This window comes from Pantoea sp. FN0302 (genome assembly GCF_050113775.1).
In the GTDB taxonomy this organism is placed as follows: domain Bacteria; phylum Pseudomonadota; class Gammaproteobacteria; order Enterobacterales; family Enterobacteriaceae; genus Mixta; species Mixta alhagi.
This window is the reverse complement of record NZ_JBNJSM010000003.1, coordinates 424,583-440,888: the sequence shown is the minus strand read 5'-3', so window position 1 is coordinate 440,888 and position 16,306 is coordinate 424,583. Positions and strand designations below refer to the sequence as shown.

The window sequence follows — 16,306 nt, the reverse complement described above, 5'->3', positions numbered from 1 at the left end:
GGATGACGTTTTTTGCGTCTTTACGATCGGCCTGCACTTCCCGCGCAAGCGCCCTGCTTCCGTAACCTAAGGCGTGAGAAGTCCTTTAGGCTATTCAGATGGCATTTCTGCCGGGTTCAACTAGTTACGCTGTAGTTCGAACACCACATCAACCTGATCGTCAAAATGAATGCTCTGCTGCTCATACGTTTGCTGAGCAGAGGTCATTGGCGCAGCCTCAGCGGCTTTGTACATACGCGCAATTGGCATCGGCTGATAGTTGGCAACATGGTAGCGCACGCTATAAACCTGGCCCAGCTTAGCGTTAAAGCCTTTTGCCAGCGCCGCCGCCTGCTGCGTGGCGTTTTCAATCGCCGCCTGTCGCGCCTTCGCTTTGTAATCATCCGGATTCGCTACGCCCAACTCTACCGAGCGAATCTCATTCAGCCCTGACTTCAGCGCGCCATCCAGTAAATCGTTCAGCTTATCCAGCTGACGCAGCGTCACCTGCACCTGACGTACCGCACGGTAGCCTTTCAGCACCGATTTACCCTCTTTGGTGTAGTCATATTCTGGCTGGGTACGCAGGTTCGCCGCATCGATATCTTTTTTCTCGATACCATTTTTACTGAGCAGATCGAAGTATTGCGCCACGCGATCGTCCGCCTGTTTTTTCGCTTCCGCGGCATCCTTGGAAGAAACGTTAACTTCTATCGCCAGCGTGGCGATGTCAGGACGGGCATCTACGCTGGCCTGTCCTGATGTAACAACGTGCGGTCCGTTGGGTAGCTCATTCGCCTGAGCGATTAACGGCCCGGTACTTAATCCCATCATTGCGGCCAGAGCCAGTGCTTTCAGTTTCACGAAAGGTCCTCCTTGAAGACAAAACAAATTAACGGGGCACCGTACTGGCAGTTGCCATCACGGCCACGCAAGCCTGCCACAAGCCAGCCGCGGGCGACATGCGTGCTCCTCTGAGTTTTTATTGTGGCAAAAGTTTCCTTTTTTGCCGCGCGCCGCGTTTAATTCTGCCAGCGGCTCAGTAAAAGCCCGTTAACGCCTGTAATGCCAGTTTGAAGGCAATGAACCACATCACTACGCCGACAAACAGATTAATGATGCGCTGCGCGCCGACCGTACTCAGCCGTGGTGACAGCCAGGCCGCCAGCAACGCCAGGCTAAAGAACCAGAGAAAAGAGGCACTGGCGGTGCCGAGCGCGAACCAGCGACGCGCCTCTGGCGGCAGTTGCCCACCAAGGCTGCCCAGCACGACAAAGGTATCCAGATAAACGTGCGGGTTTAACCAGGTCACCGCAATCAGCGTAGCGATAATTCGCCAGCGGCTTTGCTGCTTTAGTTGGGTACAGGCAAGAGAAATATTAGCGCTAACCGCCGTACGCAGTGCGCCCCAGCCATACCACAACAGAAAAGCGACGCCGCCCCAGGTCACCAGATTCAGCAGCAGCGGTGACTGATTAAGCAGCGCGCTGCCGCCGAAAACGCCGGCGGAAATCAGAATGATATCGCTTAGCGTACAGAGCGCGGCGGTCATAAGATGATATTGCTGCCGTATACCCTGATTAAGTACAAACGCGTTTTGCGGTCCCAGCGGCAATATCAGCGCCACACCCAAAGCAAGCCCTTGAAAGTAGATGGATAACATGAACTTTTTCCCAAAGCGGATAATGGCGGGCAGTGTATAGCGTCAGGACAAGCAGGAGAAATGGAAAGAATTAATGAGATATCAGCGAAGCTAATAACAGCGCGGGCGAGGTGTTACCTCGCCCGCTGGCTTACACTGCGTTTGCCATTGCTTGCCATTATTGTTTAACGTTAACGGTTTCTGCGCTGGCTTTTTCCGCTCCAGCAGACTTTACCTGATGCAAATGAACATCCATCTGCGGATAAGGAATACCAATGCCGTTCGCATCCAGCGCACGCTTGAAATTTTTCATCAAATCCCAGTAAACATCTATCAGCTCGCCACTATTACTCCAGCAGCGCACCACAAAATTCAGCGAGGAAGGCGCCATTTCATTCAATCCAATCTGTACGCCTTTATCCTGCAACACGCGCGGATCGGCATCCACAACCTCACGCAGCAGGGAGATCACCTGATCGACATCAGCATCGTAGGCCACACCGATAATAAACTCATTACGGCGCACCGGCTCGCGTGAGAAGTTAACAATGTTGCCAGAGATTATTTTCCCGTTAGGGACAACTACCATTTTACCGTCGGCGCTGCGTAACGTCGTAGAGAAGATCTGCACATTCAATACCGTGCCCATTACGCCGCCCAGATCGACAAACTCACCGGTACGGAACGGACGGAAGGTGACCAGTAGTACGCCTGCGGCAAGGTTAGAGAGTGAGCCTTGTAACGCGAGGCCCACCGCCAAACCTGCCGCACCCAGTACGGCAATCACCGACGCCGTCTGTACCCCGACGCGCCCCAGCGCAGCAATCAACGTAAAGGCGATAACGCCGTAACGCACCAGCGCCGACAGAAAATCTGCCACGGTGGCATCGATATGACGTGCGAGCAGCAGACGGTTTATTCCGTTCGAAATGATGCGCGCGATAATCATCCCCACAATAAGGATGGCGAAAGCGGCAACAATATTAACCGCATAACCGATCAGCAACGCCTGATTATGTATCAGCCATCCGCCTGCGCTGCTGATGCCATTTACCACATCTAAATCTTCCATCTATTCACCCTGTTATCTTTCCCCAAAAGAGATTGTGAAAACCGTTAGTGAGAGCTGAGCAGCCCTGCACCAAGGGTAACAATAACCATCCGCTTCGCCAAATAAGTGACGATAAAGGTTACATTTTTCATGCAAAATGCCATAAAAAAAAGGCCCCCTGGGGCCTTTTATCATCAGTTCGCGATTACAGCGTATTGATGTTGTTCAGCTCTTTAAATGCCTGCTCTAAACGCACAACCATGGAAGTCTGTGCAGCACGCAGCCAAACGCGCGGATCGTAGAATTTTTTGTTCGGCTTATCGTCGCCTTCCGGGTTACCCAGCTGCGCCTGCAGATAGCCTTCGTTCTTTTTGTAGTACTGCAGAATACCGTCCCAGGTCGCCCATTGGGTGTCGGTGTCGATATTCATTTTGATTACGCCGTAGTCGATAGATTCTTTGATCTCTTCAGCAGAAGAACCAGAACCACCGTGGAACACGAAGTTCAGCGCATTGTGCGGCAGGTTATGTTTCTGGCACACATATTCCTGAGAGTTTTTCAGGATTTTCGGCGTCAGAACCACGTTACCCGGCTTATAAACGCCATGTACGTTACCGAAAGAGGCGGCGATGGTGAAACGATGGCTTACTTCGCTCAACCTGGTATAAGCGTAATCAACGTCTTCCGGCTGGGTGTACAGCGCAGAGCTGTCGAGATGGGAGTTATCCACGCCATCTTCTTCACCACCGGTCACGCCCAGTTCGATCTCCAGCGTCATATCCATTTTCGCCATACGCGCCAGATATTTGCTGCAGATTTCGATGTTTTCTTCCAGCGTCTCTTCAGACAGGTCGATCATGTGAGAAGAGAACAGCGGCTTACCGGTCTGAGCGAAATGTTTTTCGCCCGCGTCCAGCAGACCGTCGATCCACGGCAGCAGTTTCTTCGCGCAGTGGTCGGTGTGCAGGATAACCGGCACACCATATTTTTCTGCCATCAGATGCACATGGTGCGCACCAGCGATCGCACCAGCGATAGCAGCAGCCTGCGGCTCGTCAGATTTAAAGCCTTTACCCGCGATAAATGCGGCACCGCCGTTAGAGAACTGAACGATAACCGGAGCCTGAGCTTTAGCAGCAGCTTCCAGTACGGCGTTGATAGAATCGGTGCCCACGCAGTTAACGGCTGGCAGAGCGAATTTGTTCTCTTTTGCTACCTGAAATACTTTTTGTACGTCATCACCGGTGACAACGCCTGGTTTTACGAAATCAAAAATTTTAGACATCTGTTTTGTCCTGTTTCGTCGGCCGTGTTACGGATTCACGCCCATTTAAGTAAGCTGGGCAATACGTTCTGGCAGGACGCAAAGCCCTGCCCTAAAAGTTACTGTTTAGCACGCTCTTCGAGCATAGCGACCGCTGGCAGTTTTTTACCTTCCACAAACTCAAGGAACGCGCCGCCGCCGGTAGAGATATAAGAAATCTTATCTTCGATGCCAAACAGATCGATTGCCGCCAGCGTATCACCGCCGCCAGCAACAGAGAACGCTTCGCTATCAGCGATGGCGTTAGCGATGATTTCGGTGCCTTTACGGAAGTTCGGGAATTCGAACACGCCTACCGGGCCGTTCCACAGAATGGTTTTCGCCTCTTTCAGCACTTTCGCCAGGGACTGTGCCGTTTCATCGCCGAAGTCCATAATCTCTTCGTTGTCGGCGATTTCGTTAACTTTTTTCACCGTAGCCGGAGCAGTTTCAGAGAATTCCGTACCCACGCGTGAGTCGGTAGGCACCGGAATAGCGTACTGATCGCGCAGGCCTTTCGCGGCTTCAACGAAATCCGGCTCATACAGAGATTTACCGACTTTGTTATCGATAGCCACGAAGGTGTTGGCGATACCGCCACCGACGATAACGGTGTCAGCGATTTTAACCAGTGAGTTCAGCACGTCGAACTTGGTAGAAACTTTAGAACCACCCACTACCGCTACCAGCGGACGAGCCGGGTTGTTCATCACTTTACCCAGCGCTTCCAGCTCGGCAGAGAGCAGCGGGCCGGCACAGGCGATCGGCGCAAATTTACCTACGCCATGCGTAGAAGCCTGCGCGCGGTGAGCGGTACCAAATGCGTCCATAACGAATACGTCACACAGCGCGGCATATTTTTTCGAGAGGGTTTCGTCGTCTTTCTTCTCGCCTTTGTTGAAACGCACGTTTTCCAACACCACCAGCTCACCTGCGCCAACTTCTACGCCGTCGAGGTAATCTTTAGCCAGGGTAACGTTGGTGCCGTTCAGTTTCTCTTTCAGGTAGTTAACTACCGGCAGCAGCGAGAACTCTTCGTTGTATTCGCCTTCGGTCGGACGTCCCAGGTGGGAAGTCACCATCACTTTCGCGCCCTGTTTCAGAGCAGCTTCGATGGTCGGCAGCGAAGCGCGAATACGCGCATCTGACGTCACTTTCCCTTCTTTAACCGGCACGTTGAGATCGGCACGGATCAGAACGCGTTTACCAGCAAGATCCAGATCGGTCATCTTAATTACAGACATGGTGAACCCTCTCGTTGATTCTCATAAGTTTTGTCAGACGCATCCGCGTCTTACCTGAAACCACTTGCGGCCATTGCTAACGTCGTGTCGAGCATCCGGTTAGCAAAGCCCCATTCATTGTCACACCAGACTAATGTCTTAACCAGGTGGTGACCGCTGACCCGCGTTTGCGTGCCGTCCACTATGGCACTGTGCGGATCGTGATTAAAATCGATCGAGACTAACGGCATTTCCGTATAGTCAACTATACCACTAAAAGCCCCCGCTGAGGCATTTTGCAGCACGGCGTTCACCTCGCGCGCGCTGACCGCTGCGCGGACGCTAACGCTGAGATCCATCGCGGTCACGTTAATCGTAGGCACCCGCACGGCGATCGCTTCAAAGCGATCGTGGAACTGCGGCAGGATGCGTCCAATGCCCGCAGCAAGCCGCGTATCAACGGGAATGATCGACTGACTGGCAGCGCGTGTACGGCGAAGATCGCTGTGATAAGCATCGATCACTTGCTGATCGTGCATCGCGGAATGGATAGTGGTCACGGTGCCGGATTCGATGCCAAAAGCATCATCCAGCAGCTTAATAATCGGAATAATACAGTTAGTCGTGCATGAGGCGTTGGAGACAATGCGATCGCTTTGTTTAAGCGCCTGCTCATTTACGCCGAAGACTACCGTGGCATCAAGATCGTTGCCGCCGGGATGGGAAAACAACACTTTCTTCGCCCCCGCCTGCAGATGGGCTTCGCCATCGGCCCGGCTACCCCAGATGCCGGTACAATCCAGCACCACGTCAACATTGAGTTCGCGCCATGGCAGATCGGCAATTTGCGCCTGATGCAGCAGACGAATCGTATCTTCACCCACCCACAATAGATCGCGCTCCTGACGCACTTCCCAGGCAAAACGACCATGGCTGGTATCATATTTCAACAGATGCGCCATACCGGCAGATTCCGCCAGTTCATTAATGGCGACCACGCTAATTTCTGCCCGACGGCCGGTTTCGTACAGCGCACGTAGTACGCTGCGTCCAATACGGCCAAAGCCATTAATCGCTACGCGAAGGGTCATACATCTCCTGCGTCAGAACCTGATAAATACGTGCCGATAGCCTGAGCCAGCCGTTACGATTTGTACAGGGAAAAATCCGCCAGCGCAATCCATCCAAAGTGTGAGGAATTGTCGAAACTGAAACGCTTCAGCCAGAATATTCGTTACCAGGAATAATTAAAATGATAGCGATCAACCCTTGGCACAAACTTCTGACGCAGATCACAAATTTGAATAAAAGTTGCCGTGGGTATCCCCGCTTTTGTCAGCGCTCATAGTATGGTGAGACAATATCAACGCCTGCTTTACATGCAAACCGCCTGCAAGCGGAGACCTGTGGTCATGCATCGCCCGCACTTTGCGGAGGACCTGATGCTCTGTATTAAATGCAGACATTATCTGACAGCTCTGTATTACCTGATAAAAGGTTCAGTCGTGACGACTGCACCGCACTTATTTTGGTTCGGTAAAAGGACGTTATGAACTATAAGCTGCTTTGGGGCGTCTGGTTTACCTGGGCTACGGCTTTACTGATTTATTGTCTTGAATGGGAAAGCCGCCAGGAGCTACTCATCCTCCTGTTAAAAATAATGTTGGCGTTAATAACCTCTTTCATTATTTTATCTTTACTTCGCTATATAACATCTCACAAAGGACTGATTATGTTTAAACGCAAAGAGAACGCATCCGCCAGTAATTCCGCTACGGAAGAACAGGCGTGTTATATTCCGCCGCAGCCAATACAGGATAATAGCGAAACGGTTTCGGCCGCGATGGTGGTAGACAAGGAAGCGACTATTATTCCCTCTAATTGCCATATTAACGGTGAGATAAAAGCGTCTGGCGATATGAAAATCAACGGTACTATCGACGGCACCATCACGGCGGAGCGAACCGTCTACGTGCTCAGTAAAGGCAGCGTGGAAGGAGAAATTTATGCCGCTAAGGTTGTTGTGGATGGCAAAGTCACGGGCGTTTGCGCCAGCGCGGTTGTAGAGATCAACGCCCGCGGCTTAATTGACGGCACCATTGAAAGCGACGATCTCTCTATCAATAAAAGCGGACGTTTTTACGGTACGTCGAAACCGCTGGCGGTAAAAAAAACGCCGCCGGAAAGCAAGCCAGCAGTTGATAATAACAATAGCGATGAACAGTTTACGATTATTCAACAGGTACTGGATAACGTGCCGGATAAATTATCATTCCAGATGAAACCTGAAGTTTATTAATTGCCAGATTCATAAATAAAATAACATCTACTAAATGAATAGATTTTACGTCAGCCAGTTAGACTCTTAAGCCCAGAAGGTTAGCTGCAGCAATTCCGCTGTTTATTAACGAAAGTAATTAGTTGCTAAATTAATGGGCTGGACAATGGGGGGGCTAATTTCATAAAAGATATTTTTACTGCATAAAACAACATATAAATAATGGCGCGCGGATTATTAAACCGCGCGCCATGAAAATATCAGGTTCGTCCGCATAACGGACAAACCTTTTTCTTACAGAATCGCTTTCGCTTTTGCTACCACGTTCTCAACGGTAAAGCCAAACAGCTCGAACAGCTTCTCCGCCGGGGCAGATTCACCAAAGGTGGTCATGCCGATTACCGCGCCGTTCAGGCCGGTATATTTATACCAGTAGTCAGCAATACCCGCTTCGATAGCTACGCGCGCGCTAACCGCTTTCGGCAGCACTGATTCACGGTAAGCCTCATCCTGCTTATCGAACGCATCGGTAGAGGGCATAGAAACCACGCGTACCTGATAACCTTCAGAAGTCAGCTTATCCCAGGCAGCAACCGCCAGTTCAACTTCTGAACCGGTTGCGATCAGGATCAGCTGCGGCTGGCCTTCGCAATCTTTCAGCACGTAGGCGCCGCGCGCAATGTTTGCCAACTGCTCAGGGCTACGTGACTGCTGTGCCAGATTCTGACGGGAGAAAATCAGCGCTGTCGGGCCATCCTGACGTTCAATGGCATATTTCCACGCCACAGCAGATTCAACCTGATCGCACGGACGCCAGGTGCTCATATTCGGCGTGACGCGCAGGCTGGCAATCTGCTCAACCGGCTGGTGAGTCGGGCCATCTTCGCCCAGACCGATAGAGTCATGGGTATAGACCATCACCTGACGAATTTTCATCAGCGCAGCCATACGCGCCGCGTTACGCGCATACTCAACGAACATCAGGAAGGTGGCAGTGTAAGGCAGGAAACCACCGTGCAGCGCAATGCCGTTAGCGATAGCGGTCATGCCGAATTCACGTACGCCGTAGTGGATATAGTTACCAGCCGCATCATCATTGATGCCTTTTGAGCCGGACCACATGGTCAGGTTGCTTGGTGCCAGGTCAGCAGAGCCGCCCAGGTATTCCGGCAACAGTTTACCGAACGCTTCGATCGCATTCTGCGATGCTTTACGGCTGGCGATTTTCGCCGGATTGGCCTGCAGCTGCTCGATAAATTTCTGCGACTCTTCCTGCCAGTTGGCCGGCAACTCGTTGTTCATGCGACGCGTAAACTCAGCGGCCAGCTCCGGATAAGCCTGCGCATAGGCATCAAATTTCTGCTGCCATGCGGCTTCTTTTACCCGACCTGCTTCTTTAGCATCCCACTGCGCATAAATGTCCTGAGGGATAACAAAAGGCGCGTGTTCCCAGCCCAGCTGTTTGCGGGTCAGCACGATCTCGTCATCGCCCAGCGGCGCGCCGTGTGAATCATGCGTACCGGCTTTATTCGGTGAGCCGAAGCCGATAACGGTTTTACACATCAGCAGCGACGGTTTATCGCTCACCGCTTTCGCTTCTTCAATCGCTTTCTTGATCGCATCGGCATCGTGGCCGTCTACGCCACGCACCACGTGCCAGCCGTAGGCTTCGAAGCGGGCAGCGGTATCGTCGCTGAACCAGCCTTCAATATGACCATCGATAGAGATACCGTTGTCATCGTAAAACGCCACCAGCTTGCCCAGCTTCAGCGTACCGGCCAGCGAGCAAACCTCATGGGAAATCCCTTCCATCATGCAGCCGTCACCCATAAACACATAAGTATGGTGATCAACGATGTCATGATTCGGACGGTTAAACTGCGCCGCCATGGTGCGTTCAGCGATCGCCATACCCACCGCATTGGCAATCCCCTGCCCCAGCGGTCCAGTCGTGGTTTCCACACCTGCGGTATAACCATATTCCGGGTGGCCCGGCGTTTTAGAGTGCAGCTGACGGAAGTTTTTCAGCTCGTCGATTGGCAGATCGTAACCGGTGAGGTGCAGCAGGCTGTAGATCAGCATCGAGCCGTGACCGTTAGAAAGAACGAAACGATCGCGATCGGCCCACAGAGGGTTGGTTGGATTATGGTTCAGATAATCGCGCCACAGCACTTCGGCGATATCAGCCATGCCCATCGGGGCGCCCGGATGACCAGATTTCGCTTTTTGTACTGCATCCATGCTCAAGGCGCGAACGGCGTTGGCAAGCTCTTTACGAGAAGACATGTGTTACTCCAGGTCGGATTTATTGCTTCGCCGTCCTTAACCTATTGTAATTAATGAGTTATCAGGCAAAGCCAAGGGAAAGTCGCCAAACAATGTACATGAAAAGCGGGGTGGAAGTACATGGCGTGAGATGCGAAATATCAGGGACATTTCGCGCTTTCGGCGTTGTCTACTGGGCTTTATATATTGAAACCGCTATAAAGGTGCCTTCCTGAAAAAAGCGCCACGCGTAGTTTTATGCAGGACTTATTATATTTACTAGCTTGTTACTGTTATGGGATATGAATGGAATGAAAATCCGTGCTTCTTTGATGGCCCTGTCGGTCGCCACTTTACTTTCTGGCTGTCAGAATATTGACAGCTCCGCGCTGATGCAGTCTGGCGCCCAGGCTTTCCAGGCCGTTACCCTCAGCAATGATCAGGTTAAGACGCTCAGCGACCAGTCATGCCAGCAGATGGACAGCGAAGCGCAAATCGCTCAGCCAGGCAGCACCTACCAGAAACGTCTGGATAAGATCGCCGCCGCGCTGGGCAATAACATTAACGGTACGCCGGCCAACTATAAGGTTTATCTCACCAAAGATGTCAACGCCTGGGCGATGGCCAACGGTTGTATCCGCGTTTATAGCGGTCTGATGGATATGATGACCGATAACGAAGTTGAAGCGGTGTTGGGTCATGAGATGGGTCACGTTGCGCTGGGCCATACGCGTAAAGCGATGCAGGTCGCTTACGCCACCACGGCGGCGCGCACTGCTGCAGCCTCAATGGGTGGTATTGCGGCCTCGCTGTCACAATCACAGCTCGGCGAACTGGGTCAGAAACTGGTTAGCGCGCAGTTCTCGCAAACCCAGGAATCTCAGGCGGATGATTACTCTTACGACCTGCTGAAAAAACGCGGCATCAATCCGAACGGACTGGTTACCAGTTTTGAAAAGCTGGCGAAGCTGGAAGGCACTCATCAGAGCTCGATGTTTGACGACCATCCCGCTTCTGAGGCGCGCGCGCAGCATATCCGTGAACGTATGGCTGCCGACGGCCTTAAATAAGTTAACCCACAGGGGCGTTACGCCATCTCTTTTTAGCCAGCGGCATAAAAAGGAGGCGTTTCGCCTCCTTTGTGCATGATAAGCAATAAAGCGCTGACCGCCGCCTGACAATGTCGCGGCGGTCAGAGGTTTAACCTTTATTAGCTTTATTCACCGCCTGCACGTGCAGCATATCCAGCGCAATGGTTGCCGCTGCCAGCGAAGTCAGATCGGACTGATCGTAGCCCGGCGCCACTTCTACCAGATCCATCCCCACAATATTCAGGCCCTGCAGACCGCGAACCAGCTTCAGCGCTTTATCGGTGGTCAAACCGCCAATCACCGGCGTGCCGGTGCCAGGCGCATGCGCCGGATCGAGGCAGTCGATATCAAAAGTCAGATAAACCGGCATGTCGCCGACGATCTGCTTCACCTGTACCAGAATGTCATCAACGCCGCGATCGTTAATCTGCGCCGCATCCAGCACCTGATAACCAAGATTTTTATCAAACTCGGTGCGAATACCGATCTGTACCGAGCGCTGCGGATCGATCAGACCTTCGTTCGGCGCATGATGGAACATGGTGCCGTGGTCAAATTTCGGGCCGTTGGAGTAGGTGTCGGTATGCGCATCAAAATGAACCAGCGCCATCTTGCCGAAATGCTTTGCATGGGCGCGCAGCAGCGGCAGGGTAATGTAATGATCGCCGCCAAAAGTGAGCATACGCTTACCGCTTGCCAGCAGTTTTTCCGCATGCGCCTGCAGCTTGTCGGTCAGATCCTGTGAATCACCGAAAGCGTAAACCAGATCGCCGCAGTCAATCACCTTCAGACGCTCGCGCAGATCGAAATCCCACGGCCAGCGACAGCCTTCCCATGCCAGGTTAGTGGAGATCTGGCGAATCGCGCCCGGGCCCAGGCGGCTGCCGGGACGACCAGACGTCGCGGCATCAAAAGGAACGCCGGTGATCACCCATTCAGCATCACTGTCGTACGGCTGGAAATTCAACGGCAAACGCAAAAAGCCGAAGGCGTTGGAAACCAGGGAATTATCGTACTGATGACCTAAGGTGTTGGTGTTATTCATAACAACTCCTTTTATTCATGACGGCGCGGCCGACATGGTTGTTCAGATGAAAAAAATCCCCTCCGCGTCGTTAAACCCGACGAGGAAGGGATTGATGAGATAACTGACGGCGATTATCGCCGCGCGAAACGCTGGCGGCAATGTCATTTTTGACCCTCGCCGCCGCATCGCTGCTTATTCGTCTTCTAAATAAGTATAGCCGTAGAGGCCCGCTTCAAACTCTTCAAGGAACTGCGCGCGCAGTTCATCGTCAAGCTCGGTCTGTTTAACCTGATTGCGGAACAGATCCAGCAGCTCCTGCGGGTTCAACTGGACATATTCCAGCATATCCGCAACGGTATCCCCTTCATCCGACAGCTCTACTTCCACGCTGCCGTCGGCGAAAGCGTAAACGTTAACCGCTTCAGTATCGCCAAACAGGTTATGCATATTGCCCAGGATCTCCTGGTATGCGCCCACCATAAAGAAGCCCAGCATCGGCGGGTTATCCACGTCGTACTGCGGCATCGGCATGGTGGTAGCGATGCCATCGCCATCCACGTAGTGATCGATGGTGCCATCAGAATCACAGGTGATGTCGAGCAGTACCGCGCGACGCTCCGGCTTCTTATTCAGCCCTTCCAGCGGCAACACCGGGAACAGCTGATCGATGCCCCACGCATCCGGCATCGACTGGAACAGCGAGAAGTTAACGTAAATCTTATCCGCCATACGCTCCTGCAGCTCATCGATAATCGGACGGTGAGCGCGGTTGCTGGGGTCAAGATGCTGCTGAATATAGTGGCAGATGCTCAGATAAAGCTGTTCTGCCCAGGCGCGCTGCGACAGATCGTAGGTGCCCTGCGAATAACCGGTATGGATATCATGCAGATCCATCTGGCTGTCGTGCAGCCATTCACGCAACGAACGACGCGTATTCGGCTCGTGCATCTCCTGCCAGGTTTCCCACATGCTCAGCAGCGGACGCGGCGCATCCACTTCTGGCGCTGAGGGCTTGCTGAACTCGCTGCGCTCAACGCCGATAATGTTGGAAACCAGCACGGTGTGATGCGCGGTTACCGCACGGCCCGACTCGGTAATCACCGTCGGATGCGGCAAGCCATGCTCTTCACAGGCGTCGCCAATGGCCCAGATCACGTTGTTGGCGTATTCGTTCAAGCCATAGTTAACGGAACAGTCTGACTGCGAGCGCGTACCTTCATAGTCAACGCCCAGACCGCCGCCGACATCAAAACACTGGATCTTAACGCCCAGCTTCGCCAGCTCCACGTAGAAACGCGCGGACTCACGTACGCCGGTAGCGATATCGCGGATATTGGCCATCTGCGAACCGAGATGGAAATGCAGCAGCTGCAGGCTATCGAGACGCCCGGCGTTGCGCATAATATCCACCAGCTGCAGCACCTGCGAAGCGGAAAGACCAAACTTCGATTTTTCACCGCCGCTGGACTGCCATTTACCGGACCCCTGCGAGGCCAGACGGGCGCGAATACCCAAACGCGGCACCAGATTCAGGCGTTCCGCTTCTTCCAGCACCAGTTTCACCTCGGTCATTTTTTCGATAACCAGGTAAACTTTATGGCCCATTTTTTCGCCAATCAGTGCCAGACGGATATATTCACGATCTTTATAGCCGTTACAAACGATAACCGTGCGCGTCATACCGGCGTGAGCCAGTACCGCCATCAGCTCCGCTTTCGAACCCGCTTCCAGACCCAGCGGCTCGCCGGAGTGGATCAATGATTCGATCACGCGCTTATGCTGGTTCACCTTGATCGGATAGACCAGGAAGTAGTCGCCCTGATAGCCGTAAGACTCACGCGCGCGTTTAAAGGCAGCGTTAATAGAGCGCAGACGATGTTGCAGGATCTGCGGAAAGCAGAACAGCGCCGGCAGGCGCTGGCCGTCAGCTTCACGCTCTTTTACCAGGCGGGCCAGGTCTACGCGCACTTCCGGCATATCCGGATCGGGACAGACGCTAATATGCCCCAGCTCGTTGACGTCATAATAGTTGTTGCCCCACCAGGCAATGTTATAGGTGCGCAGCATTCTGCTCGCATCTTGATCGCTCATCGCCACCTCCTGCATTGAGCGCAGTTCACCCTGTTCGCCTGCTGACGAACCCTTGATATTCTTTATGTCGTCAGACATTGCGAACCTCAACATTAATTAGTGTTGCAGAATAATTAACAACTATCGCAGTTTGGCGCTGCCAGAACAAGCCACCTTCCGGCGAGATCGCCAGCATAAAATGCTGAACGGTCGCCTCAACCCACTGCGTCATAGATTCAGTGTAAAACACGTCGCTGAACTCCGTGTTGCGGGATAAAAAAGCATCAGCTCACCTTCAGCTAAAACTGAAGGCACCCAGTCAAACTGTAGCAAGTTAGCCTGCGCTCGTGTCGTGATGATGACCGAAACAGAGAAAACCTTGACGGAAAAGGCTGGCGGAGGAGCAAACGGAAAGAGACGAATGCACATCAGTGCAGCGGAGTGAACCGGAAGAAAGGGTGAAAACTTGGTTCATTACTCGTATCACCTCCACACATGCCGGGCATGTGGAAAATAGGCCTGAGGGTGAAAATCAGATATCTCATCTGACGGGCCAGACGCGCTGAGCGTCCTGTATCTTCGCTGAAAACAGCAGCCGCGTTTTATACCGCTCACGCGGGCAAATTGCAAAAACAAATTATGTAAGCTGTGGTTGCTGTCAGGAAATCGGGCCAGCTGCCGATAATCAGAAAGCACCACCCGACAAAAAAGGGCTGGCAATTCGCTTACAGAGTAACCTAAAATAGACGTCCAGATGTTAATCCGTCTAAACTGGTTAACTTCTGTGCTGCACGCGGCTTTGCCTGAAGGGGCGCTGGAACAGGCTAAGCCTTTTCCCTGCGCCGGGCAGTTGTTAATTAAACCGTTTTAGTAAGGTAAAGAATTAAATGGCTAAACACCTTTTTACCTCAGAGTCCGTATCCGAGGGACATCCTGATAAAATTGCCGACCAAATTTCGGACGCCGTTCTTGATGCGATCCTCGCTCAGGATCCGAAAGCTCGCGTGGCTTGCGAAACGTATGTGAAAACCGGTATGGTCCTGGTGGGTGGCGAAATCACCACCAGCGCCTGGGTTGATATCGAAGAGATCACTCGTCAAACCGTGCGTGATATTGGCTATGTTCACTCCGATATGGGCTTTGATGCTAACTCCTGTGCCGTTCTGAGCGCTATCGGCAAACAGTCGCCCGATATCAATCAGGGCGTTGACCGCATCGATCCGCTGGAACAGGGCGCGGGCGATCAGGGCCTGATGTTTGGCTATGCCACCAATGAAACCGATGTGCTGATGCCTGCGCCGGTGACTTATGCTCACCGTCTGGTACAGCGTCAGTCTGAAGTACGTAAAAACGGCAGCCTGCCGTGGCTGCGTCCGGATGCAAAAAGCCAGGTAACCTTCCAGTACGATGGCGGCAAAATTGTCGGTATCGATGCCGTTGTGCTCTCCACACAGCATGCAGAAGATATTTCTCAGGCCGACCTGCAAGAAGCGGTGATGGAAGAGATCATCAAGCCGGTCCTGCCGACGGAATGGCTGAGCTCTACCACCAAATTCTTTATCAACCCAACCGGACGCTTCGTTATCGGCGGCCCAATGGGCGACTGCGGCCTGACGGGTCGTAAGATCATCGTTGATACCTACGGCGGCATGGCTCGTCACGGCGGCGGCGCGTTCTCTGGTAAAGATCCCTCTAAGGTTGACCGTTCAGCGGCTTATGCGGCGCGCTATGTGGCAAAAAATATTGTGGCTGCCGGCCTGGCCGATCGCTGTGAAATTCAGGTTTCCTATGCTATCGGCGTAGCTGAACCAACGTCTATCATGGTTGAAACCTTCGGCACCGAGAAAGTCTCTACCGAGCAGCTGACGTTGCTGGTACGTGAATTCTTCGACCTGCGTCCGTATGGCCTGATTCAGATGCTGGATCTGCTGCAGCCGATCTATCGCGAAACGGCAGCTTACGGCCACTTTGGTCGCGAGCATTTCCCGTGGGAAAAAACCGATAAAGCACAACAGCTGCGCGACGCGGCTGGTCTGTAATCCTTTCACGCTGCCGTTTTCATCGGTGGCGTCTGTATAAAAAGGGAGCATTCATTGCTCCCTTTTTTATTCCTCATGTTTTTTTTCCCCAGCTACACTTTTTGTTGCCTGTATATACTGCTGGCATGATAACGCTTACAAAATGAAAGGCCTTATATTTCTGTTATTTAGGATTTAATCGCGGATGTATTTTGTCAGAAAATGCGTTATTTTCAGCGTCGTCTGATGGCTCATTAACACCGGACTGTCAGAAACTTAACAGGTGCTATACCTTACTGGTTATGTAACCAGAGCCTGGTGATAAATGCTGGTTTTCAGGGTTCCGGCGTGTGTAACCG

General features: G+C 52.6%; 12 protein-coding genes. 3 read left to right on the top strand and 9 right to left on the bottom strand.

Going from position 1 to position 16,306, the window contains the following annotated elements:
* Positions 1 to 120: 120 nt before the first annotated feature.
* The 6 genes from ACQE32_RS15005 to epd all read right to left on the bottom strand — a co-directional run bounded on the left by ACQE32_RS15005 (position 121) and on the right by epd (position 6,289).
* Positions 121 to 843, bottom strand: coding sequence for an oxidative stress defense protein (locus ACQE32_RS15005; protein ID WP_250650818.1), 723 nt, complete (start codon positions 841 to 843; stop codon positions 121 to 123).
* 175 nt (positions 844 to 1,018) lie between these two features.
* Entirely contained in the window at positions 1,019 to 1,642 is a 624-nt protein-coding gene (gene argO, locus ACQE32_RS15000) for an arginine exporter ArgO (RefSeq protein ID WP_426981993.1), read from the bottom strand.
* 157 nt (positions 1,643 to 1,799) lie between these two features.
* Positions 1,800 to 2,693, bottom strand: coding sequence for a small-conductance mechanosensitive channel MscS (gene mscS / locus ACQE32_RS14995; RefSeq protein ID WP_426981992.1), 894 nt, complete (start codon positions 2,691 to 2,693; stop codon positions 1,800 to 1,802).
* 184 nt (positions 2,694 to 2,877) lie between these two features.
* On the bottom strand, positions 2,878 to 3,957 hold the full coding sequence (gene fbaA, locus ACQE32_RS14990) for a class II fructose-bisphosphate aldolase (protein ID WP_426973589.1): 1,080 nt from the start codon (positions 3,955 to 3,957) through the stop codon (positions 2,878 to 2,880).
* 98 nt (positions 3,958 to 4,055) lie between these two features.
* Positions 4,056 to 5,219: a phosphoglycerate kinase gene (gene pgk, locus ACQE32_RS14985; RefSeq protein ID WP_085070223.1), complete on the bottom strand. Its 1,164-nt coding sequence runs from the start codon at positions 5,217 to 5,219 to the stop codon at positions 4,056 to 4,058.
* Positions 5,220 to 5,269: 50 nt separating this feature from the next.
* Positions 5,270 to 6,289, bottom strand: a complete 1,020-nt coding sequence (gene epd, locus ACQE32_RS14980) for an erythrose-4-phosphate dehydrogenase (protein WP_250650821.1) — start codon at positions 6,287 to 6,289, stop codon at positions 5,270 to 5,272.
* A 641-nt stretch (positions 6,290 to 6,930) separates the two neighbouring features.
* Here epd and ACQE32_RS14975 point away from each other — a divergent pair.
* On the top strand, positions 6,931 to 7,497 hold the full coding sequence (locus tag ACQE32_RS14975; RefSeq protein WP_426981991.1) for a bactofilin family protein: 567 nt from the start codon (positions 6,931 to 6,933) through the stop codon (positions 7,495 to 7,497).
* 273 nt (positions 7,498 to 7,770) lie between these two features.
* Here ACQE32_RS14975 and tkt read toward each other — a convergent pair whose 3' ends face one another.
* Positions 7,771 to 9,762 carry a transketolase gene (gene tkt, locus ACQE32_RS14970; protein ID WP_426973586.1) on the bottom strand — a complete coding sequence of 664 codons (1,992 nt, stop codon included), beginning with the start codon at positions 9,760 to 9,762 and terminating at the stop codon, positions 7,771 to 7,773.
* A 290-nt stretch (positions 9,763 to 10,052) separates the two neighbouring features.
* Here tkt and ACQE32_RS14965 point away from each other — a divergent pair, with 290 nt between their 5' ends.
* Complete coding sequence (locus ACQE32_RS14965; RefSeq protein WP_085070216.1) at positions 10,053 to 10,811, top strand: M48 family metallopeptidase; 759 nt, start codon at positions 10,053 to 10,055, stop codon at positions 10,809 to 10,811.
* Between the two features lie 130 nt (positions 10,812 to 10,941).
* Here ACQE32_RS14965 and speB read toward each other — a convergent pair whose 3' ends face one another.
* Positions 10,942 to 11,877, bottom strand: coding sequence for an agmatinase (gene speB, locus ACQE32_RS14960; protein ID WP_426981990.1), 936 nt, complete (start codon positions 11,875 to 11,877; stop codon positions 10,942 to 10,944).
* A 174-nt stretch (positions 11,878 to 12,051) separates the two neighbouring features.
* Positions 12,052 to 14,028: a biosynthetic arginine decarboxylase gene (speA, locus tag ACQE32_RS14955; RefSeq protein WP_085070213.1), complete on the bottom strand. Its 1,977-nt coding sequence runs from the start codon at positions 14,026 to 14,028 to the stop codon at positions 12,052 to 12,054.
* A gap of 788 nt (positions 14,029 to 14,816) precedes the next feature.
* On the opposite strand from speA, the gene metK reads away from it, so the two are divergent.
* Positions 14,817 to 15,968 carry a methionine adenosyltransferase gene (gene metK, locus ACQE32_RS14950; protein ID WP_085070212.1) on the top strand — a complete coding sequence of 384 codons (1,152 nt, stop codon included), beginning with the start codon at positions 14,817 to 14,819 and terminating at the stop codon, positions 15,966 to 15,968.
* Positions 15,969 to 16,306: the final 338 nt, after the last annotated feature.

What these genes read in the sequence shown, in the direction of transcription:
- argO (WP_426981993.1), bottom strand. Translation starts at nt 1,642, where the DNA reads ATGTTATCCATCTACTTTCAAGGGCTTGCTTTGGGTGTGGCGCTGATA.
- mscS (WP_426981992.1), bottom strand. Translation starts at nt 2,693, where the DNA reads ATGGAAGATTTAGATGTGGTAAATGGCATCAGCAGCGCAGGCGGATGG.
- fbaA (WP_426973589.1), bottom strand. Translation starts at nt 3,957, where the DNA reads ATGTCTAAAATTTTTGATTTCGTAAAACCAGGCGTTGTCACCGGTGAT.
- pgk (WP_085070223.1), bottom strand. Translation starts at nt 5,219, where the DNA reads ATGTCTGTAATTAAGATGACCGATCTGGATCTTGCTGGTAAACGCGTT.
- epd (WP_250650821.1), bottom strand. Translation starts at nt 6,289, where the DNA reads ATGACCCTTCGCGTAGCGATTAATGGCTTTGGCCGTATTGGACGCAGC.
- ACQE32_RS14975 (WP_426981991.1), top strand. Translation starts at nt 6,931, where the DNA reads ATGTTTAAACGCAAAGAGAACGCATCCGCCAGTAATTCCGCTACGGAA.
- tkt (WP_426973586.1), bottom strand. Translation starts at nt 9,762, where the DNA reads ATGTCTTCTCGTAAAGAGCTTGCCAACGCCGTTCGCGCCTTGAGCATG.
- ACQE32_RS14965 (WP_085070216.1), top strand. Translation starts at nt 10,053, where the DNA reads ATGAAAATCCGTGCTTCTTTGATGGCCCTGTCGGTCGCCACTTTACTT.
- speB (WP_426981990.1), bottom strand. Translation starts at nt 11,877, where the DNA reads ATGAATAACACCAACACCTTAGGTCATCAGTACGATAATTCCCTGGTT.
- speA (WP_085070213.1), bottom strand. Translation starts at nt 14,028, where the DNA reads ATGTCTGACGACATAAAGAATATCAAGGGTTCGTCAGCAGGCGAACAG.
- metK (WP_085070212.1), top strand. Translation starts at nt 14,817, where the DNA reads ATGGCTAAACACCTTTTTACCTCAGAGTCCGTATCCGAGGGACATCCT.